This is a genomic window from Paenibacillus sp. (assembly GCF_035645195.1).
Classification (GTDB): Bacteria; Bacillota; Bacilli; order Paenibacillales; family YIM-B00363; genus Paenibacillus_AE.
The window spans coordinates 24,526-45,151 of record NZ_DASQNA010000039.1; the positions used below are offsets into that span (position 1 = coordinate 24,526).

14 protein-coding genes and 1 tRNA gene are annotated in these 20,626 nt (G+C 58.0%); 10 read left to right on the forward strand and 5 right to left on the reverse strand.

The window, feature by feature from the left end:
• The first annotated feature begins 8 nt into the window (after positions 1 to 8).
• The 3 genes from VE009_RS20700 to VE009_RS20710 all read left to right on the forward strand — a co-directional run bounded on the left by VE009_RS20700 (position 9) and on the right by VE009_RS20710 (position 3,294).
• Positions 9 to 2,144 (forward strand): phage tail tape measure protein, encoded by a 2,136-nt coding sequence (locus VE009_RS20700; protein ID WP_325010957.1) that lies wholly within the window; start codon positions 9 to 11, stop codon positions 2,142 to 2,144.
• Positions 2,145 to 2,303: 159 nt separating this feature from the next.
• On the forward strand, positions 2,304 to 2,852 hold the full coding sequence (locus VE009_RS20705; protein WP_325010958.1) for a hypothetical protein: 549 nt from the start codon (positions 2,304 to 2,306) through the stop codon (positions 2,850 to 2,852).
• Positions 2,830 to 3,294 (forward strand): phBC6A51 family helix-turn-helix protein, encoded by a 465-nt coding sequence (locus VE009_RS20710; RefSeq protein ID WP_325010960.1) that lies wholly within the window; start codon positions 2,830 to 2,832, stop codon positions 3,292 to 3,294. The genes VE009_RS20705 and VE009_RS20710 overlap by 23 nt, the downstream gene beginning before the upstream one ends.
• Positions 3,295 to 3,863: 569 nt before the next feature.
• Here the strand turns inward: VE009_RS20710 and VE009_RS20715 are convergent.
• From VE009_RS20715 to tadA, 5 genes are all read right to left on the reverse strand, one after another.
• Positions 3,864 to 4,529 (reverse strand): hypothetical protein, encoded by a 666-nt coding sequence (locus tag VE009_RS20715; RefSeq protein WP_325010963.1) that lies wholly within the window; start codon positions 4,527 to 4,529, stop codon positions 3,864 to 3,866.
• Positions 4,530 to 4,593: 64 nt separating this feature from the next.
• Positions 4,594 to 5,643, reverse strand: coding sequence for a tyrosine-type recombinase/integrase (locus tag VE009_RS20720; protein ID WP_325010965.1), 1,050 nt, complete (start codon positions 5,641 to 5,643; stop codon positions 4,594 to 4,596).
• A 164-nt stretch (positions 5,644 to 5,807) separates the two neighbouring features.
• A tRNA-Arg gene (locus tag VE009_RS20725) sits at positions 5,808 to 5,885 on the reverse strand.
• A 45-nt stretch (positions 5,886 to 5,930) separates the two neighbouring features.
• Positions 5,931 to 6,407, reverse strand: a complete 477-nt coding sequence (locus VE009_RS20730; RefSeq protein ID WP_325010967.1) for a GNAT family N-acetyltransferase — start codon at positions 6,405 to 6,407, stop codon at positions 5,931 to 5,933.
• Entirely contained in the window at positions 6,400 to 6,900 is a 501-nt protein-coding gene (gene tadA / locus VE009_RS20735; RefSeq protein WP_325010970.1) for a tRNA adenosine(34) deaminase TadA, read from the reverse strand. The genes VE009_RS20730 and tadA overlap by 8 nt, the downstream gene beginning before the upstream one ends.
• A 166-nt stretch (positions 6,901 to 7,066) precedes the next feature.
• Here tadA and ychF point away from each other — a divergent pair, with 166 nt between their 5' ends.
• From ychF to VE009_RS20770, 7 genes are all read left to right on the forward strand, one after another.
• The gene (ychF, locus tag VE009_RS20740) at positions 7,067 to 8,167 is read left to right on the forward strand and encodes a redox-regulated ATPase YchF (protein WP_325010972.1); all 1,101 of its coding nucleotides are present in this window, start codon (positions 7,067 to 7,069) and stop codon (positions 8,165 to 8,167) included.
• 121 nt (positions 8,168 to 8,288) lie between these two features.
• Positions 8,289 to 9,365, forward strand: coding sequence for a peptide chain release factor 1 (prfA, locus tag VE009_RS20745; protein ID WP_325010974.1), 1,077 nt, complete (start codon positions 8,289 to 8,291; stop codon positions 9,363 to 9,365).
• Positions 9,365 to 10,237: a peptide chain release factor N(5)-glutamine methyltransferase gene (gene prmC / locus VE009_RS20750; RefSeq protein WP_325011464.1), complete on the forward strand. Its 873-nt coding sequence runs from the start codon at positions 9,365 to 9,367 to the stop codon at positions 10,235 to 10,237. Before prfA ends, prmC begins: the two co-directional genes overlap by 1 nt.
• 88 nt (positions 10,238 to 10,325) lie before the next feature.
• A complete protein-coding gene (gene spoIIR, locus VE009_RS20755) occupies positions 10,326 to 10,976 on the forward strand; it encodes a stage II sporulation protein R (RefSeq protein ID WP_325010976.1) in 651 nt (216 codons plus the stop codon).
• Between the two features lie 324 nt (positions 10,977 to 11,300).
• Positions 11,301 to 18,719 (forward strand): leucine-rich repeat domain-containing protein, encoded by a 7,419-nt coding sequence (locus VE009_RS20760; RefSeq protein WP_325010978.1) that lies wholly within the window; start codon positions 11,301 to 11,303, stop codon positions 18,717 to 18,719.
• A 135-nt stretch (positions 18,720 to 18,854) separates the two neighbouring features.
• Positions 18,855 to 19,931 carry an L-threonylcarbamoyladenylate synthase gene (locus VE009_RS20765; RefSeq protein ID WP_325010980.1) on the forward strand — a complete coding sequence of 359 codons (1,077 nt, stop codon included), beginning with the start codon at positions 18,855 to 18,857 and terminating at the stop codon, positions 19,929 to 19,931.
• Positions 19,932 to 20,025: 94 nt separating this feature from the next.
• A complete protein-coding gene (locus VE009_RS20770; RefSeq protein WP_414694912.1) occupies positions 20,026 to 20,586 on the forward strand; it encodes a manganese efflux pump MntP family protein in 561 nt (186 codons plus the stop codon).
• Positions 20,587 to 20,626: the final 40 nt, after the last annotated feature.

A 20,626-nucleotide genomic window follows, 5' to 3' on the forward strand; every position in this document is an offset into this window, starting at 1 on the left:
AGCGTTAAATGAGCACGGGACTTTTATACGAAATAAGCGCCGTCGACAACTTCTCGAAAACATTTGACGAGTTAGAGCGGAAGTTGGGCGGTCTTAGCGGGCTGGCAGGCGGAGCGAAGTCAGCAGGCGCAGGACTTACGGCGATGGGGGCCGGTCTTGCCGCTGGAATTGGGTCGGCTATTGCAGTCGGTGCCGACTTCGACAAGCAAATGTCGGGTGTCCAGGCGATCTCCGGAGCTACGGCTGAGGAGTTCGAATTACTTCGCGAGCAGGCGCTTCAACTCGGATCGAGCACTTCGAAATCGGCGTCTGAGTCCGCGGTCGCTATGCGGGAACTTGCCGCAATGGGCTTCGACGTCAATTCGATTATGGGCGCTATGCCAGGCGTTATTGCGGCATCCGAAGCGAGCGGCGCAGACATGGCGCAAGTCTCCGAAGTAATGGCATCTACTCTAAATATTTTCGGGAAGGAAGCGTCCGAGGCAACAAAAGTCGCGGATATCCTCGCTCAAACTGCCAATATATCGGCGGCTGACATTACGGACATGCAGTATGCGCTTAAATACGCAGGCCCTCCGGCTGCTTCTTTAGGTGTCAGCCTTGAAGAACTGTCGGCCTCGATCGGTATTATGACCAACGCAGGTATGCAGGGTGAGCAAGCGGGGACAACGTTGCGGTCTGCATTATTGGGGCTCCTTTCGCCGTCCGAGGAAAATTCGAAATTGATGGAATCGTTGGGCGTCGCGATTACCGACAATGAAGGAAATTTCGTCGGTATTTCTAATCTCATCGAGAACCTATCTACGTCAATGGAAGGTATGACGGAGACGCAGAAAGCCGCGAATCTCGCGCAATTGGTCGGTAAGGAAGCAGTCTCCGGAATGCTCTCGCTGATGGAGGCCGGACCGGGTCAAATTGATGCAATGACGGAGTCTCTACGTAATAGCTCCGGCGCATCCGCGGAAGTTGCCGCGATCATGAAAGACAATTTCGCCGGCTCTATCGATGAGTTGAGTGGATCGATTGAAACGCTCGCGATCGGCATATCCGACGCATTGACGCCGGCGGTGCAGTTTGTCACCGAAAAAATCACCGGCCTCGTTAACTGGTTTAACGATCTTGATCCGACGACTAAAACCGTTATTGCCACGGTCGGAGCGTTGGCGGCTGGATTCGGATTAGTCGCCGGCCCGTTGCTTCTTCTCATCGGATTCATTCCGCAAATCGTCGCAGGATTTGGCCTCGTCGGTACGGTTTTATCGGGCGTAGCGCTCGGTCCGATTGCACTCGTTGTGGGTGCAATTGCGGGAATCATTGCGATTATTGCGACTCTTTGGAATACGAATGAAGATTTCCGTAACGGTGTCATCGCGATTTGGGACGAAATCTGGGGAACGTTGGGGCCATTACTTACGGATCTCCGAGACGCTGCGGTAGAATCTTTTGGCGCTATTCTTAGCAAGGCTGAGGAAATATGGCCTTTAATAAAATCGGCATTCCTTGGCACCTGGGAGAGCATTTGGCAGACTTTAGAGCCGGCTCTTAATGTGCTCACAACGGTTTGGGGCGAAGTGTTCCGTGGGATTGGTGGCGTTCTCGAGACGGTCTTTAAAGGTATGAAGGACCAAATCGAGAACTTCGAGAAAATCCTAAAGGGAGTTATGGAATTCATCGCAGGAATTTTCTCTGGCGATTGGGATCGGGCGTGGAAAGGCATTCAAACTATCGTAGAAGGCGTTTGGGACGCGATATCAACGCACATCAGGGCGACGGTCAACGTCATCATCGGGCTGATAAATACGTTCATCGGCGCCTTCAACTCGATTAAGATTTCGATCCCATCTGTAGACATCCCGCTCGTGGGTAAAGTAGGCGGATTCACCATCGGTATGCCGCAAATTCCCAAGATTCCGCAGCTCGCGATAGGCACCGATATGGTTAAGGAATCGGGTCTATCTGTGATTCATAAGGGAGAAGCCGTCGTCCCAGCGAAGGTAGCTCGCGGTGGGTACAGCGGTTCAGGAGGCGCCGGCGGAGCGCAAATCGTCATCAACGCAACGTATGTCGACTCACAAGCTGTTCAGCGGTTAGCGTTAGAAGTCAATCGGATTCTCGGTAGATTGACGCCGGGGACTTGGACATAAAGACGACATGCGGGAGCTCATTCGTCGATATGGCGGTGGGCTCCCGTCTAAGGAGAGATGACAATGGTACGAATCACAGCCGATATGACAACGGAGGAAATCCGGGAAGAGATCGCCCGCCTCACCGAAGAGAATCGCCAGGCGCGAATCGACGCCGGATTGCCGCCGGAAGAGCCGGAAAGTTTCGTCGAGGTTCCGCTGTCTATCGCAATCGCCGAGCGACTGGAACCGTTCAAGGCCATCGCGGTTAAATACGCAAGCATCATCGCGCAGGGGCGTTTCATCCGGATCGATACGTCGAAATTCGGGGAGTACCGCAGATATCTCAAGCTGCTTCAATATTCGAAAGGAACCGACGCCCCGCGATTCGGCTCCTTTTTCGGTTCAATCATCGGATATATGGACGAGGTCAACCGCCACATCGACGATGGAACGACGGATCAAATCGATAAGGCGGCATTCATACGAAAGTTGTATTTCGCCATCGATATCGGAACCATCGGAGATCCGCGCGGCGATGCGTATGATTACCGCATGCCATACGAGGAACAACGCGAGTTCAAAGAGTACGTATACCGGGAGGTTAAGCGCCTCCGCGCCGATCCGGAAGCATTCGATGCCGAGGTCGCCCGTGCCTGGACTCATTATGAATCGATTTATCACCAAACATGGGAGAGTGTTCACGATGCAAAAACGAAAACAGCTTGAAGCCGCGCTGACACCGCAGCAGCGTATCGCCGCGCAGATGATCGTCGACAACGAATGGTCGCCGGTCCTCAACGGCGGTAAGAAGAAAACGAACGATGAGCTCGCCGCGGAAATCGGAATCGGCCGGAGCCAATTCTACGAGTGGAAAAAGAACGACGATTTCATCGCGTACGTCAACTATCTCACCGATAAGCAGCTCGAATCGATGCGCTCGGAGGTCAACGTCGCGATTATGAAGCTGATTAATCCGTCGGGCGACCGGATTCCCTCCGTTAAAGCGCTCGATTTGTACATGCGCCGATTCGCGCTGCTAACCGATCGCACCGTCGTCGAGGATCACCGGTCGGCGGCGTCGGAACACCGGATCAAAACCGACGAGGAGATCGCGAAGGATCTCGCCGAGCTCGACCGCATGATTAACGGAGAGATTACGCCTCACTAACGTAAAAATCACGGCGAATTACCGCATTTCTACGCTCACCTTCCGCTAAGGTGTCCGGTGGATTCGGCGCGGTAATTCGCCGTGTTTTCCGTGTAATTAGCGTGGGAAATTCGGCTATATACGTAGATATTGCGTGATATTTTGCGTAGGGATAGCGTTGAGATAACGCCGATAACGTGGACGTATTCGGACGAGAATACCGGCTTTTTGCCCGCGGCGCGTGACCGGTCCGAAACTCACGGGGTCAACGATGTATCCGTATGCACATTCGTATGCACGCCGCCGATGAGCCGCCGATGATCGATCCGCATAGCAGCGCGGTTTATTGCGATGTATGAAACGGTGTATAAACACGAAGAAAACCGCAATCGCCCGGAAAGCCCGATGCGACGCGGTTTCTGCGCTCATCCGATGGCACACAGTTTTGTAGACTGTGCGACCGATCGATGTATATCCGATGAATAACGATGCGAATCCGCCGGTGCCCATGAAAGGGGGGCGGGAGGTCAAAACCGTAGGGCCTTTGCCTGGTGCCCGAGGAATCCTCACAATATTTTTATCTCAGGGGGTTAATCAATTATCCCATATTTCTTTAAAACGGCTAAAACCTCGTTAATTTCCCCGTTCTTTAGCTTGTCCCTAAGACCTCTTTCAAACTCTACATCCCGCGATTTCTTTATTAGCTCAGCATACATTTCCCTGATATACGGAATTAATTCATTGTCGCGGTAAGCTTTTGCTTCCTCGATTGTCTTAAAATGTTTATACTTCGTTTCATCATATACATTCGTGTGTACCTTGTATCCATATACTTTCTTTACCCCATTGACCTTTTGCCCTTGCTCATAAATCAAGTGCATGTCGTCAGCCGCGTACTTACTCGATATGTTCATCACATTTAATTTGCTGTTCCCTATCCTAAAATTCGATTTCCTATTATCTAGAGGGTCCCTGTTTTTGTGGTCGACCGTAAGACCCCAATAATCCAATTCCTCATACTCATTCTCTAAAATTAGCTTGTATAAACTATGTGAGTGTTTATTTATGCTTGTCTTTACCTTTAAATAATTGCCGTTCTTAGATATCGTCCAATGATATTTGTGCAGGTAACTATTCCATGATTCAATATCCACAAACACCTCATATTTATACTTTCCGCCAGTTAGGAAAACGACACATGGTTCCCCTTCCTTTTCTCCATAGTAAAATGAATTCTTGGAGATTATCCTTTCCAAGCGTACCCCTCCCCTGAGAATAATAGTTAGAGTTATATTCTGTAAAAAGGGGGTGAGTCCTGCACTATCTTCTCTTATTCACTCGCGAAATCCCGAGTCGAGCAAGCGGCGAGAATTGCGTATGCTGCTTCCGGAGGCTCTCGTCGTCGAGTTTGACGTATCGCTTCGTCGTCTCGAGCGAAGAATGCGCGACGATCCGCTGTAACGAGAACAAGTCGCCGCCGTTCATTAGATACGACGTGCAGAAGTATGCGCGGAATCGATGCGGCGACACTTGCTTATCGTCCGGAATCCCGGCGTCTCGAGCGAATTGGCGCAGGCGCTTCCGGAAATGGTCCGCTTTTAACGGTTCGCCGTAATTCGCGAGAAAGACGTGATCCGAATCGAAATACCGCTTATTCTCGTTAATCAGCGTCAGGAGCGCGCGGACAGTCTCCGGAGAAAGTGGGATAACACGTGGTTTCCTCGACTTATTTAGCGACGCCGGCAAATGGATGCACCGCGATTTGACGTCGATATGTTCCGTCGTGAGTCGGAGCGCCTCTTGTATACGGAGTCCGCCGTCGGCGAGCACAAGCATGAGCGTCCGATCGCGAAGTCCAGCGTATGTGCTTACGTCGGGTGCCGCGAGTAGCCGCTGGATCTCGTCATCTGTAAACGTATCCTTCGTTTCGTTATCGAATCGCGGCTGCTTAATCGTGCCCACCGGATTCGACGATATCATCTCTTCGCGCGCGAGGAAATTGAATATCGTCCGGAGCGTCCGGAGTCTTAGCGCAACCGTATACGGGGATAAACCCGTTTCGGCCACTCGGTTTTCCACACCTTCGTACTTTTTCTTCGTCGACATGTAATTCACATATTCACGGATGACCGAAGCAGTTACTTCATTAATCTTGTCCACATGTGGATATTCTTTCCGAAGCCATTCCGTGAAATAACGCCAATCCGCGTTATAACCATCCAACGTTCGCTCCCGCATGCCCTCCGCCTTTTTAGCCGCGAAAAACACGTCGTACGCGTCGTCTAACCGGTATGTTAACAGCGTCGGTTCCGTCGCAGTTTCGCGCTTCTTCCGGACGACACTCTTTCCTTTCCGCGGATCTTCCGACATAACAAAAAAACCTCCTCGATTTCGTAGGAGATTTCGCATGTTTCCGGTATAAAATTAGCGCCGACAGTTACGTACAGGCCATCGCTTATAACTGTGTACCTTCCGTGTGTCTATCCGCGGGTGTTTCGGGGTAAAAACGTTGATTCTACGCGGTTTTTAAGACTTGGCGCGCCACGGCGGGATTCGAACCCGCGACGCACAGTTTAGGAAACTGTCGCTCTATCCGGCTGAGCTACGGGCGCGCAGTGCCAATATAATAGCATGATCCCGGCGAAATTCGCAAGATGTCAGTACGACTTCACGAATTTCGTCACGGTGACATCGGGAGCGATATCGATCAGGCCGTCCGGCTGGAATCCGAACCGTTCGTACAGCGCGACGGCCGGCGCGTTGGCGGTGCCGGTCGAAACAAGCGCCCGCGTGAGGCCAGGCAGCGACAGCACGGCGCCCAGCAGCTTCGATGCCAGACCTCGGCGGAAATGGTCCGGATGCACCATCATTCGGTGGATGTCGAGCGTCCGGCCGTCGTCGAACAGCTTGTACGACACGGCGCCGACCAAGCCGGCGGATGGATGGAAGCAGCCGACGAACGTTTCGCCGCAAGCCGCCAGCGTCGCCGGCGTGTCGTGAAGAGGCGGAATCGAATCGAGCCCGATCAGGCGCGCCTCGATCGGATAAGAAGCTTGCTGCAGCCGGTAGACCGCCTCCGCGTTAGCCGGGTCGGCGATCTCGAAGGGGCGAATGGCGTAGGGGTTATCATTCATTGGGGGTTCCCGCCTTTTCGTTCGATTTTTTGCGGAGACCGCGGAAAAAATTCGTGAGGAGCGCGCCGCATTGTTCCTGCAGGGTGCCGGATACGACCTCCGTCCGGTGGTTGAAGCGGGAATCCTGCAGCAAATTCATCAGGGTGCCGCAGCAGCCCGCCTTCGGATCCGGCGCGCCGTACACGACGCGGCGAATGCGGGACTGCAGGATGGCGCCGGCGCACATGGGGCAGGGCTCGAGCGTCACGTACAGATCGCAGTCGGTGAGCCGCCAAGCGCCGAGCGTTTCGCTCGCCTGCTTGATGGCGATCATTTCTGCGTGGGCCGTCGGGTCGAGCGACGTCTCCCGCAGGTTGTGCCCGCGCCCGATGATGACGCCGTCTTTGACGACGACGGCGCCGATCGGCACTTCGGCGATCTGTTCCGCTTTCCGGGCTTCGGCGATCGCTTCCTCCATCCACAGCTCATCAGGCAGCGGATTCGAGTTATCCATATGTAAAAACCTCCGAATGTGGATAAATTACGCGAACAAGCATTCTTTTGTGCACATGCTGTGCATAAATCTGTGGATAAGTTATCAACACTGTGGACTTGTACGTATTATACTATATAATAGACAAGGGTAAATTCGGATCATACAGACAGGGAGTGTACAATAGATGGGTTTGAAGGCTGGAATCGTCGGGCTGCCGAACGTCGGCAAGTCCACGTTGTTTAACGCGATTACGCAGGCGGGCGCCGAATCGGCGAACTATCCGTTCTGCACGATTGACCCGAACGTCGGCGTCGTCGAGGTGCCGGACGAAAGACTGCAGAAGCTGGCGGCGATCGTTCATCCGGAACGCATCGTGCCGACGGCTTTCGAATTCGTGGATATCGCGGGTCTCGTGAAGGGCGCGAGCAAAGGCGAAGGGCTCGGCAACAAATTCCTCGCCCACATCCGCGAGGTGGACGCGATCGTACACGTCGTGCGCTGTTTCGAAGATGAAAACATCACGCACGTCTCCGGCGGAGTCGACCCGATTCGCGATATCGAGACGATTAACCTCGAGCTCATTCTTGCCGATATCGAAACGCTGGAAAAGCGGCTCGAGCGGACGAAGAAAAACCTTAAGGGCGGCGACAAGAAAGTTGTGCAAGAGGTGGAGCTGCTGGAGCGGGTGAAAGAAACGCTGTACAATGACAAGCCGGCGCGCAGCGTCGAAATTTCGGACGACGAGCGGCTGCTCATCCGCGACCTGCATCTGATTACGATGAAGCCGGTGCTGTACGCGGCGAACGTCAGCGAAGCCGAAGCGGCGAACGCGGACGCGAATCCGTACGTGCAGAAGGTGCGGGAGTTCGCGGCGGCGGAAGGCAACGAAGTCGTGCCGATCAGCGCGCGCGTCGAGGCGGAAATCGCCGAGCTGGAAGGCGAGGACAAGGCGATGTTCCTGGAGGAGCTCGGGCTGGAATCGTCCGGCTTGGACCGCCTCATTCAAGCGGCTTACAAGCTGCTCGGCTTGTACACGTATTTCACGGCCGGCGTGCAGGAAGTGCGCGCGTGGACGATTCGCCAAGGGACGAAGGCGCCGCAGGCGGCCGGCGTCATTCACAGCGATTTCGAACGCGGCTTCATCCGCGCCGAGGTCGTGGCGTACGAAGACTTGATCGCGGCGGGCTCGATGAATGGCGCGAAGGAGAAGGGGCAGCTCCGTCTCGAGGGCAAGGAATACGTCGTGAAAGACGGCGACGTGATGCACTTCCGCTTCAACGTGTAACCTTGTTTTGGCGCGTTCGCTTCGCGGGCGCGCCGATTTTTGCATGCATTTGCAAATTGACACCCCATTTTGGGAAACCCTATACTTATAGGATGACGAAAATTAAAGAGGTGACCAGTCCATGCTTGATCGTTTACAAGCGCTTGCCGACCGGTACGATAAGCTGAGCGAGCTGCTTTGCGATCCGGATGTGGCGAACGACAGCAAGAAGCTGCGCGAATACTCCAAGGAGCAATCCGATCTCCAGGAAGTGTACGACGCGTATCAAGAATATAAAGCGGTCAGCGAACAGCTGGCCGATGCGAAGGCGATGCAGGGCGAGAAGCTCGACGACGAGATGCGCGAGCTCGTGAAGCTCGAAGTCTCGGAGCTAACCGAGCGCAAGGAGCAGCTGGAGTCGCAGATCCACACCCTGCTGCTGCCGAAGGACCCGAACGATGACAAGAACGTCATCGTGGAAATTCGCGGCGCGGCCGGCGGCGAGGAAGCGGCGCTGTTCGCCGGTTCGTTGTACCGGATGTACACGAAGTACGCCGACGCCCAAGGCTGGAAAGTCGAGCTGATGGAAGCGAACGAAAGCGACCTCGGCGGCTTCAAGGAAATTATTTTTATGGTCAAAGGCAAAGGCGCGTACAGCAAATTGAAGTTCGAAAGCGGCGCGCATCGCGTGCAGCGGGTGCCGGAGACGGAGTCGGGCGGCCGAATCCATACGTCGACGTCGACGGTCGTCGTGATGCCGGAGGTCGAAGACATCGAGATCGAAGTGAAAGAGAGCGACATCCGCGTCGACACGTTCTGTTCGAGCGGAGCCGGCGGACAGTCGGTCAACACGACGAAGTCGGCGGTGCGCGTGACGCACATTCCGACGGGCATCGTGGCGACGTGTCAGGACGGCAAATCGCAAAACTCGAACAAAGAAATGGCGCTGCGCGTGCTGCGTGCGCGCATTTACGAAAAGATGATGCAGGAAGAAATGGCGAAGTACGATTCCGAACGCCGCTCGAAGGTCGGCACGGGCGACCGCAGCGAACGGATTCGGACGTACAATTTCCCGCAAAGCCGGGTGACGGACCACCGCATCGGGTTGACGCTGCACAAGCTCGACCAGGTGATGAACGGGGAGCTGGACGAAATCATTACGGCGCTGACCTTGGCGTCCCAATCCGAGATGGCCGAGAGAGGGGAATATTCCGCGTGATGACGACTAGAGAAGCCTACATGAGGGCTTCTTCTTTTTTAGGGGAGCGGGGCGCCTCGGAGCCGCAGTCGTCCGCCGAGCTGCTGCTGCAGCATGTGCTCGGCGTGACGAGAACGCGGCTGCTGACGATGTGGAGCGATCCCGTGGAAGAGGCCGCGTTCGATAAGCTGTGGGAGCTGCTGCAGCGACGCGCGGCCGGCGAGCCGGTGCAGTACATTACAGGCGAGAGCTACTTCTACGGCAGGCGGTTCGCCGTCAACCGGACGGTGCTGATTCCTCGTCCGGAAACGGAGCTGCTGGCGGAGCGCATTCTCCAGCTCGGAACAGAGCTGTGGGGCGCGGACGGCGCGCCGCTCGCGGTCGACGTCGGCACGGGCAGCGGCGCCATCGCGGTGACGCTTGCGGTCGAGCGGCCGGCGTGGCGCGTCGCGGCGAGCGACATCAGCCCGGCGGCGCTGGCGACGGCGCGGAGCAATGCGGAGGCGCTCGGCGGTGCCGTCTCGTTCCTCGAAGGCGATCTGCTCGAGCCGGCGATCCAGGCGTACGGGGCCGGGGAAATCGATATTCTGGTATCGAATCCGCCTTATATCCCTTCGGGCGATTTGGCGGGGCTGCAGGTCGAAGTGCGGGATTACGAACCTCCGCTCGCGCTGGACGGCGGAGAGGACGGGCTGACGCCGTATCGGCGCATGCTGGAGCAGCTCGCGTCCTTCGGGGCTCGGCCCCGGGTCGCCGGCTTCGAATGCGGTCTCGGGCAGGCGCGCGAGCTGGCGAAGATGATGCGCGGCGCGGGGCTGTGGACGGAAGTCGCGGTCGTGGAGGATTACGCGGGCATCGAGCGGCACGTCATCGGCATCCGGAGGCAGCTCTAGTACGGGGAAAAATTTAATAGATTGCTAGGTTTAGAGAACGGCTGGCTTGCCCATACTGAGGCTATCAGGATATGAGGGGGCAGCCCGGATGAAACGGCCATCTTCTTTCAAGAAATCATTCGTACTTATTCTCGGTATGCTTATGATGCTCGTCGCTTCTTGGGAATATAGCAAATCGGACGCGGTGCTCGCGCAGGCGGCGGAGGCGTCCGCGATTCCGGAGCAGTCGATCCGGCTGCGCATTTTGGCGGATTCCGACGCGCCGGCCGACCAAGCGCTCAAGCGGCGCGTCCGGGACGCGGTCATCGCGTCGATGAACGAGTGGGCGGAGAGCCCGCAGTCGATCGAAGAGGCGCGGGCGGCGATTCGCGACCGTCTGCCGGAGCTGGAGCGGCTTGCCGCCGACGTCGTCGCGGAAGCGGGATTCGATTATGCCGTGAAAGCCGAGCTCGGCAAGGTGCCGTTCCCGACGAAGGTGTATGGCGGGGAAGTGTATCCGGCCGGCGAATACGAGGCGCTTCGCATTACGCTCGGACGCGGTCTCGGTCAAAATTGGTGGTGCGTGTTGTTCCCGCCATTGTGCTTCGTGGACGTCGCCGCCGCCGAGACGCCGCAAAGCGCGGGCGCCGCGACGATCGCCGCAGCAGCGGCGGTATCCAGCGAGCCGCAGGTCGAATATCGATTTTTCCTGCTGGATCTGATCGCGGGTATGATCGAGAAAGTGCGGGGCTTGGTGTAAGCTGCGCCACCCAAAAAATATGCCGAAAAGTCATCCGTTCGTCCTCGATCTTTTGATCGAGGATTTTTTACATTTTGGTGTATTCAACGGGCCTAAGGTAATGGTACACTACTACCATAATTTGCTTAGGGAGTGGGAGGGACCGGGGTGCCCTTTGGAGGCGTAAGGCAGGTACATAGACGACGTATTGCGCTCATTTTGATATTTAGTTTGCTGGCATCGATGCTTCCTCTGTTCGCGCCTACAGCGTCCGCCGAGTACAGATCGGTTACGTTCCAGGTCGTGGACGGGAATAATAGTTCGATAAATAACGCCGTTATCTTCATGGAAAGAACGGACGGCCATCTGGAAGTCGTGGATTACGGCTCCTGGTACGACAATGGATGGGTTTATGGATATCGGCAAGACTATGTAGATTACGGGGATTATACTGTTGTCGCCTACGCGCCTGGCTACGATCCGGTGGCATACGGAACGGTGACCGTCGGGAGCAGTTACACGGCGCCGACGATCCAGTTCACGGCCCCCGATTCCAGCGATGTCGTCAGCATCCCGGACGATAATTTGCGCACCTACCTGGAAGGAGAAGTATTCGGCGGGTGGACGGAGCCGATAACGGAACATATGATGGCTTCCGTTACGTACATCGATTATTACTACTCCGATGAAGGCTACTATTTCGCGATCGCGAATGCTCCGATTTCGGATTTGACGGGCCTCGAGCACGCCGTCAATTTGTTGGAGATCGATTTGCGAGGGCACGACGTCAGCTCTCTAACGCCATTAGCGAATTTGCCTCGCCTTCGCACGGTGACGATGTCGGCCAATCCGTTGACGAACATTGATACATTGTCGATGCTGCCTTCGCTGACAACAATCGAAATTCAAAACTCCCAGATCTCCTCGCTGCCAGCAACCTTGCCCCCGGGCATAACAAGCATTTATTTGGACGGCAATCTAATCACCGACATCTCCGTTTTAGCGACCCTGACGAATTTGGAATACGTGTCTTTGAATGACAATCAAATCGCCGATATGTCGGCGCTCGCCGCATTAACCCGCGCGGAGCGGATCGAGCTCAGCAACAACAGCATTTCAGCGGTTCCTGCTCTGCACCTCCCGAGTCTAAGCGTGCTCTATTTAGACGGCAACAACATCTCAGACCTTTCCGGATTCGAAACCTCGTATATAACCGAACTTTTCATCCTAGACCTACAATACAATCAAATTAGCGCCGACGATTTAGAATCGCTCACTTATTTACCCAACCTCTACAGTATCGATTTGCGAGGGAACGGATTGACCTCGTTGTCCGGCTTGGCGACGAACGTCGAAGCGAGCTTATCTTGGGGCCGGATTGATATTTCGGAGAACGCCATTACGGATTTGACGCCGATTGCAAGATTTTCGGAATTATATTCTTTATTTGCATCCTATAACAAAATTACCGATATGACGCCCGTGACGTCGCTGACGGGAATCGACGAAATCGACTTGTCGCATAACGATATTGCCGCGATTCCTGCGTTTCCGGCCGATAGCTGGCTAAGTACGCTCAAGCTTTCGCATAACAAAATTTCCAATTTCAGCTCTTTGAATGGGTTGCAGCACTTAGACGAATTGGTTTTGGACTACAATCAAATCGCGAGTTTGGCGTTCCTTAACGATATCGAAACGCCGGACTTCTCGTTCCGAACATTGGATTTAAGCGGCAACGCATTCACCAGCCTCGCACCGATGACCGTGCTTACCAGCGTTAGTTGGCTATATTTAAACGACTCGCTCTTTACGGACCTGTCGCCTTTGCTTACGCTGAAACAAAACGGCGGATTCACCATGTCGTCCTCGAGCTTGGATCTGTATGGCGCGAGCGTCGATTTCGAGGCCCAGCAAAACATCATCAGCGGGTTGGGCATCCGGGTCAATTATTCGGGGGCCGGCGCATCGTCTTATGCCGTGAACGGCGTCCCGCTGCTGAACCCGACGGCCGGACATTCGTTTCCGTTCCGGATCGGCGCGCATTTGTACGACGAAATCAATTATTGGATCGAGCACGAGATTCGCGTTCGGATTACGAAGGACGGCACACCGGTCGACGGAGAGCAGTTCGTCGCGGCGAGGACGCATACGAATGAACCGATTCCCGTCCTTGACGGCGAATTGCGGCTTTACGGCGGAACCGGCGAGCTGTTGTTGAACGGAGGCATCCTCCACGATATCGACTTTACGTTCGCAGATTCCGGCGAGTACGGGATCGTATACGAAATGTGGGTCAACACCCAGTCCGGTTACTCGGGCTATATGTACAAAGCGTTCGAGGATGCTCAAACGCTCGTCGTCGGCGGAGGAAGCGGGAACGGAACAGCCTTATCCTCCGCGGAAGCCGGCAGCATCGTCAGTTTCGGCGGCAAGGAATGGGTATTGATCGATCCGGAGAAAAGGCAGCTGCTGCTTCGCTCGCTTTACGGAGCGCCGCGAGCTTGGGAGCCTGATTTTTACAGCTCCTCAATCGTATCGGACCCGGCCTTCCGATACGATCCCGAGCGGACCGGCTCCATCGCGTACGACTTGAACCGGACGTTCCTTGAAAGCTTGGACGTCGGCGGCGGCGAAGATCAATGGATCGTGCCGCATCCGGTAAGGGTCCCATATCTCACGCTGTACGAAGACGGCACGGTGGAAGAAAAGGGGAGCCCTGCGCCTTATTATGTGGCCGATACGACCAAAGTCAACCTGCTGACGTACGAAGAATATCGCGCGGCGCTCGACAGAGGCGCGTTGGTTCACGGCGACGGCCGGCTGCTCGATTGGGATGCGGAATGGTTTCTCGCGAACCCGATCACGGAGGAGTATTTTACGCACCAATACCACGCCTTCGTCAATACGGACGGCTCGATTTACTACTATCCGACGGATCTCGGGGTGCGGCCGGTCGTTCTGCTGCGGGAGAACGTCGAGATTGCCGGCGGGAACGGTTCCGCCGTCCCGTATACGCTTGCGATGCCCGCCCCCGCCGCGTCCGTTCAGCAAAGCGAACAGGAAGTCGGCGCGTTGACGGACGTGCGGGTGGAGATCGTCGCCAATCGAACGATCGAAGCCGGCGAGGAAGTGACCATTTCGTTCCCGGCCGGGTACGACGTTTCGTATTTGCCGGAGTACAGCGGAATCGAGGTTAGCGTTGGAGGGGGGCCGCCCGCCGTCGTCGAAGGCGTAACGACCGTCGGGAACGACGTATTCGTTCCGATGCCGATCGGCGCGAACGACGGAGATTCGATCGTCGTCTACTTCCCGGGAGACTCCGGCATCCACAATGCGGTAACTGCGGGGAGCCATCTCTTCCGAATCTCGGTTCCGGGAGCGAACGAAGCTTCGCCGGCGTATGTCACATTAATCGCGACGCTTGATGCGTACGTTTCGCCGAGTTCGACGGCGGATTCGGCGGCAAACGTGGGGTATGCGTTTACCTATACCATGCCTGCATTTCAACCGCTGCCGGCCGGCGCGACCGTCGCGGTAACGTTCCCTGCGGGGTACACGGTGCCGTCCGCGATCGACGCCGCCCACGTTATTTTTTATTATTACGAAGCGGACGCTTCCCTTACGGCGCCGGCTTCGGCGGTGCACGTTTCAGGCAATCAGGTATGGATTACGCCGCCCGGCGCGCTTCCCGAATCATTCACCCTAGTGTTCGAGCCGGAGGCAGGAATCGGCAACCCGGCCGCTCCGGGAACGTACACGATCGCGTCGACGGTTTCGACGGCGACCGTGCCGGCGAGTATGCCGGTAACGATCGAGGAAGCGTTGGACCCTGACCTTACGATCCAGATGGTCAGAGAAGACGATTATTACTTGCCGGGTCTGTTGAATCGGCAGTACACGATTACGGTTACCAATGAAGGCGAAGGGCCGACGAGCGGAACGGTAACGGTGGAGGCGGACTTCGCGAGCGGGCTGACGTTGACGTCCTTGACGGGAACCGGGTGGTCATGCAGCATCGGGACGGGAACATGTACTCGATCCGACTTATTGGTTCCGGGAGATAGTTACCCGCCAATGATAGCAACCGTCAATGTGGCCGCAGGCATAGGCGGCGGACTACTGAACGCAGCGGCAACCGTGTCGGGCGGCGGAGACGTGAATTCGTACAACAATTCCACCGGCGATGAAGTGACGGTCATCGACTTCCCGGTCATCGAGCTCAGCGTCCCCGGAAGCGAAACGTGGGGGAAAACCGCGTCGGTCAAAATTGATGTTACCAAAACGGATCTCGGTCTGCCGCTGAACGAAGCTTTGTTCGCATATACATGGTCCGAAACCCCGGCGCCGCCGGAAGGGGCGGAATGGACCCCGTTCGGCAACGGAGAAACGGTTACGCTGGAAGGCAAGACCGGCCATTGGCATTTGCACGTCCGCGCCGGGGATGCTGACGGCAATCTCGCCTTCGTATCGTCCGCGCGATTCCGGTTGGACAATATAGCGCCTACGTTCTCTCCTTGGTTCTATAAGCTTACGAACGGCAGCGCGTATACGCCGGGGACGTGGACGAACGTTTCGGTAGGCATCGACGGGAATTATTTCGATTTCCAGAGCGGTTTGACCGTTCTGCAATATTCGGCGGACGGCGGGGAAACGTACGCTCCGTTCTGGCCTCCGATCCACGTGACAGAGGAAGGCGAATTCGAATACCGGTTCCGCGCGGTCGATGCCGCCGGCAATGAAACGCTGAACGCGAGAACGGTGAAGATCGACAAAACGGCGCCGTCCTTGGACGCGACGTTGAAACGGGCGGACGGATTGCCTTATGTGCCGGGAACGCTGACGAATCAAGCGGTTACGCTCGAAGCGATCGACGCCGTCGACGAGCGCAGCGGGGTTAGCCTCTTGCAGTATTCGCTCAACGACGGTCCTTGGCTGTCGACGGACGAATTCGTACCAATATCGGAAAACGGAACGCATTCGCTGCGGTTCCGCGCGACGGACGCCGCCGGCAACGTGACGGAAACGTCCCCGGCGACGATCCGAATCGCGCTTGAAGCGCTGACGCTCGACTTGTCGACGACATCGACCGCGCCGACGAACGGAACGGTCGAAGTGACCGCCGGCGTGACGGGCGGGATCGGGCCATACACCTTCAAGTGGGCGGCAGGCATCCGCGATCCGGCGTACTTCGCCGAAGCGGGCACTGGATTTACTGACATTTTCGCGGTAAGCGAAAACGGCGACTACACGGTATTCGTCGTCGACGCCGCGGGCAACGCCTCGGTGGAAGCGATCAACATTGTAAATATCGTGAGGGAACCGCCAGACATCGGCCTATCGGCTCCGACGACGCCGACGAACGGGAGCGTCACGATCACCGTGTCGACCTCGGCGGCCAGGACGGATATCGGCAACGCCGTGCAGGTGGTGAAGTGGCTGGAAGGCGAAGCGACGCCGGAGGACTTCGCCGGCGGAGGCGCCGATATTACCGAGGCGTTGAGCTTCACGGTAAGTCAGAACGGCACTTACTCGGTATACGCGAAAGATGCGGCGGGCAACGCGGCCGTAGCGCATATTGTCGTTAGCGCGATTAGTACGGAGGCGCCGAGTCTCGAGCTCGGATTCCTCCCGATCGCGCCGACGAACGGAACGGTCGAAGTGACCGCCGGCGTGACGGGCGGGATCGGGCCATACGTTCTGAAATGGGCGGAGGGCGAGCAAACCATCTCGTATTTCGCGGAGGCGGGCACCGGATTTACCGAAAGCTTCAGCGTCATCGAGAACGGCGAGTACACCGTATACGTCATCGACGCCGCGGGCAACGAGGCGGTGGAGGTCATCGGCGTCGAGAATATCGTAAGGGTTCCGCCGAATCTTGCGCTGACGCCATCGACGACGTCGCCGACGAACGGCAGCGTCTTCGTCACGGTCGATGCCGATGTTTACGGAATGGAAGTCGGCAACGGCGTGCAGATCGTCAAATGGCTGGAAGGCGAGGCCGCCCTGGGGGATTTCGACAGCGGCGGGACCGACATTACCGAAACGATGAACTTTGAGGCGGCGCATAACGGATGGTACACGGTCTTCGTGAAAGACCTAGCCGGCAACGCGGCGATCGAAAGGATATTTGTCGGAAACATCAGCGTCGAGTCTCCGACGCTCGAAGTCGGAATCCATCCGACGACGCCTACGAACGGATCCGTTCATGTGTTCGCGACGGCATACGGGGGCTTAGGACCTTACGTCTTTAAGTGGGCCGGAGGGGTTCGCGATTCGCCGTATTTCGCGGAGGCGGGCATCGGGTTTACCGATACGTTCGGCGTCGGGGAGAACGGCGATTACACGGTGTACGTGCGCGATTCCGCGGGCAATTCGGCCGTTGAGGTCGTGCATGTCAACGCGATCGTCAGGGATGCGCCGATTCTCGAGTTAACGGCTTCGCCGACGCATCCGACGAACGGCAATGTCGTCGTGACGGTCTCGGCAAGCGTGTACGGCGCGGAGGCCGGCAACGCCGTCCAGGTCGTAAAATGGTTGGAAGGCGAGGCCGCGCCGGAGCAGTTCGCGTCCGGCGGCCACGACATTACGCAAACGCTGGCGTTCGCGGCGAGCCAGAACGGATGGTACACCGTCTTCGTGCAGGATGCGGCCGGCAATATCGCGGTGAAGCCGATCGCGGTCGCCAATATCAATGCCGAGACGCCGGGCGTTTCCGTTCACTTCCCCGGGGCGCCGACGAACGGTCCCGTGGAAGTTTCGGTAACGGCCAGCGTGTATGGGACGGCGAACTCCTTGCTGTCGCTCCTCTGGATCGCGGAAGACGGCTCCGAAGAGCCGCTAGCCTTCGTCGAAATCGACGAAGGCGACGAGGAGCAACGAACGTACTACGCGACGGTGATCGCGGCGGCGAACGGCAGTTACTTGGTGAAGGCGATCGATGCGGCCGGCAACGAGAAAACGCAGACGGTCGATATCGGCCATATCATTACGACGCCGCCGTCGATTTTGCTGTCGACGTCCGCGCAGCCGACGAGCGGCGCCAGAATTTTCGTCGATTTGCAAGCCGCGGGCGCGATGAACGCCATCGCGGCGACGAAATGGGCGCCGGGACAGTGGACGGCCGCCGATTACGAGCGAACGCCAGGCCATCCGGGCGTGCCGCCGAGCTATTACTTCACCGTATACGAGAACGGTTGGTATACGGTGTTCGCGAAAGATTTGGCGGGCAACGTGCAGGCGGCATCGATTCGAATCGATACGGTTCAACTGCCGCCGGCCGAAAACCCGAACCTGTTGTTCGCGGCGGTCGGAGACAGTCCTGATCGCGTTCGGTTGGTGTTCGACCGGCCGCTGGACCGCTACCAAGCGTTAAGCCCGGCGCTGTTCGGAGTTTACGGGGTGAACGCTTTCGTATCGGGCGTCTATTACGACGCGGCCGATCCGAAGACGATCTGGCTGGCGCTGGATGCGAACGAGGACATCGTTTGGCAGAGCGGCGCCGCCGTTTCGGCGGCGGCCGACGCGGTGCGGACGCCTTCGGGCGGCTTCAACGGCGCGGTCTCCGGCTTGCGGGTCGTCACCCCGACCGTCGTCGCCGAGGTAACCGCTTCGATCGATACGACGGGCGGCGGCATCGAGGTGAGGAAATTGATCACGTTCATGCGCGGCGGCGCGGTCGATTTGAACCAGGACGGCGTCACCGACAAAGGCGACATCGCGTTCGTGCTGGAGCTGATTCCGTCGGTCACGTTCCGTCAGCAGTAACGCTTGTAAACTGTTACCTGCGGGAAATCCCCTTGCGGCTTGCGCCGCAGGGGGTTTTTTTTTCGGCGCGGGCGGGTCTGCACGCATGTGATATACTAAGGGGAAACTATGGTAAACGGGAAGAAGGATGAAGCGATGTCCGACCTTCGAACGAAATTATGGAAAGTCGACGGCGAGGGACCTGCCCTTCGGGAACAGCTGTCGGAGGCTGCGTTGCGCCTGAGGCACGGCGGGCTGGTCGCATTTCCGACGGAGACGGTATACGGGCTCGGCGCCGACGCCCGAAATACGTCGGCGGTCGAGCGCATCTTTACGGCCAAGGGGAGGCCCTCCGACAACCCGCTGATCGTCCATGTGGCGTCGATCGCGGAGGCGGAAGCGCTGGCCTCGCATGTCGGCGAGACGGAACGGCGGCTGATGGAGACGTTCTGGCCCGGGCCGCTCACCGTCGTGCTGCCGGTGCGGCCCGGCGCGGTGTCGCCCCGAGTGACTGCGGGGCTGGATACGGTGGCGGTGCGCATGCCGTCGCACGCCGTCGCGCGCGAGCTGATCGCGCTCGCGGGGGTGCCGGTGGCGGCGCCGAGCGCCAACCGATCCGGGCGGCCGAGCCCGACGCGCGCGGACCACGTGCGCGAAGATTTGAACGGCCGCATCGACGGCATCGTCGACGGCGGGGCCGCCGACGTCGGGCTCGAGTCGACCGTGGCGATGGTCGACCGCGCGACCGGCGCGGTGCGCGTGCTGCGCCCGGGCGGGGTGTCCGCGGAGGCGCTCGCGGCCGCCGGCTTCGCCGTGGCGTCGGCGGGGGCGGAGCCGGACGACGCGGATCGGGAGGCGCCGCGGTCCCCCGGCGTCAAATACACGCACTACGCGCCCAAGGGCGAGCTGTGCGTGGTCGAGGGCGCGGCGGACGCGGTGCGCGCCTACATCGAGGCGCGGCTCGACGCCGACGCCGCGGCGGGGGCGCGAACGGCCGTGCTCGCGTTCGCGGAGAACGGCGCGGCGCCGGCGTACCGCGCCGACAAGGTCATCGCCCTCGCGGAGCGGGGCGACACGGCGGCGGCGGCGCAGCGGCTGTACGCCGCCCTGCGCGAATGCGACGCGGCGCGCGCCGCTCGCCTCTACGCCGAGGCCGTCGACCCGCAAGGTCTCGGCCTCGCCTACATGAACCGGCTGCGCAAAGCGGCAGCCGGCCGCGTCGTGCGCGTCTAACCGTCGAGCCGCGAAACCGTCCCATTCTCCCTCGCATACATCCCCTCTTGTCCGCATAAGCATGGGTAACAGAAGGGGACAGGAGGGAGAAGACTTGGCGGAAATAACGGAGCATCTGGGCCCGACGATGACGATTTTCTTGATCGCCGTCGCGCTCGGCATGGATGCGTTCTCCCTGTGCGTCGGGATCGGCATGAAGGGCATACGTCTGCTGCACGTCGCGAAAATCAGCGCGGCGATCGCCGCATTTCACGTCGTGATGCCGCTCATCGGGCTGTGCATGGGACAGTATGTAAGCACCTTGTTGGGAGACGTCGCCGTCATGATCGGCGGAGGGCTGTTGATTTTGCTGGGCGGGCACATGATTTACAGCTCGCTCCGCGGCGAGGACGCGCCGTCGTTCAATACGGGTTCGCTATGGGGGCTGCTCGCCTTCGCCGTCAGCGTCAGCGTCGATTCGCTGTCGGTCGGCGTCTCGCTCGGCATGTTCGCGACCGATCTTATTTTGACGGTGCTGCTGTTCGGGGCGATGGGCGGGCTGCTGTCGATCGCCGGCATGCTGATCGGGCGCCGCGTCGGCCAAATGATCGGCGAGTACGGGGAGGCGCTCGGAGGAGCGGTGCTGCTCGTCTTCGGCATCCTGTTTCTCATATAACGCGGACCTGTTTGTACTTCTCGGGCAGATTACATAAAAT

What these genes read in the sequence shown, in the direction of transcription:
- spoIIR (WP_325010976.1), top strand. Translation starts at nt 10,326, where the DNA reads ATGAAACGGCCATCTTCTTTCAAGAAATCATTCGTACTTATTCTCGGT.
- ychF (WP_325010972.1), top strand. Translation starts at nt 7,067, where the DNA reads ATGGGTTTGAAGGCTGGAATCGTCGGGCTGCCGAACGTCGGCAAGTCC.
- tadA (WP_325010970.1), bottom strand. Translation starts at nt 6,900, where the DNA reads ATGGATAACTCGAATCCGCTGCCTGATGAGCTGTGGATGGAGGAAGCG.
- VE009_RS20720 (WP_325010965.1), bottom strand. Translation starts at nt 5,643, where the DNA reads ATGTCGGAAGATCCGCGGAAAGGAAAGAGTGTCGTCCGGAAGAAGCGC.
- VE009_RS20760 (WP_325010978.1), top strand. Translation starts at nt 11,301, where the DNA reads ATGGAAAGAACGGACGGCCATCTGGAAGTCGTGGATTACGGCTCCTGG.
- prmC (WP_325011464.1), top strand. Translation starts at nt 9,365, where the DNA reads ATGACGACTAGAGAAGCCTACATGAGGGCTTCTTCTTTTTTAGGGGAG.
- VE009_RS20700 (WP_325010957.1), top strand. Translation starts at nt 9, where the DNA reads ATGAGCACGGGACTTTTATACGAAATAAGCGCCGTCGACAACTTCTCG.
- prfA (WP_325010974.1), top strand. Translation starts at nt 8,289, where the DNA reads ATGCTTGATCGTTTACAAGCGCTTGCCGACCGGTACGATAAGCTGAGC.
- VE009_RS20765 (WP_325010980.1), top strand. Translation starts at nt 18,855, where the DNA reads ATGTCCGACCTTCGAACGAAATTATGGAAAGTCGACGGCGAGGGACCT.
- VE009_RS20730 (WP_325010967.1), bottom strand. Translation starts at nt 6,407, where the DNA reads ATGAATGATAACCCCTACGCCATTCGCCCCTTCGAGATCGCCGACCCG.
- VE009_RS20710 (WP_325010960.1), top strand. Translation starts at nt 2,830, where the DNA reads ATGCAAAAACGAAAACAGCTTGAAGCCGCGCTGACACCGCAGCAGCGT.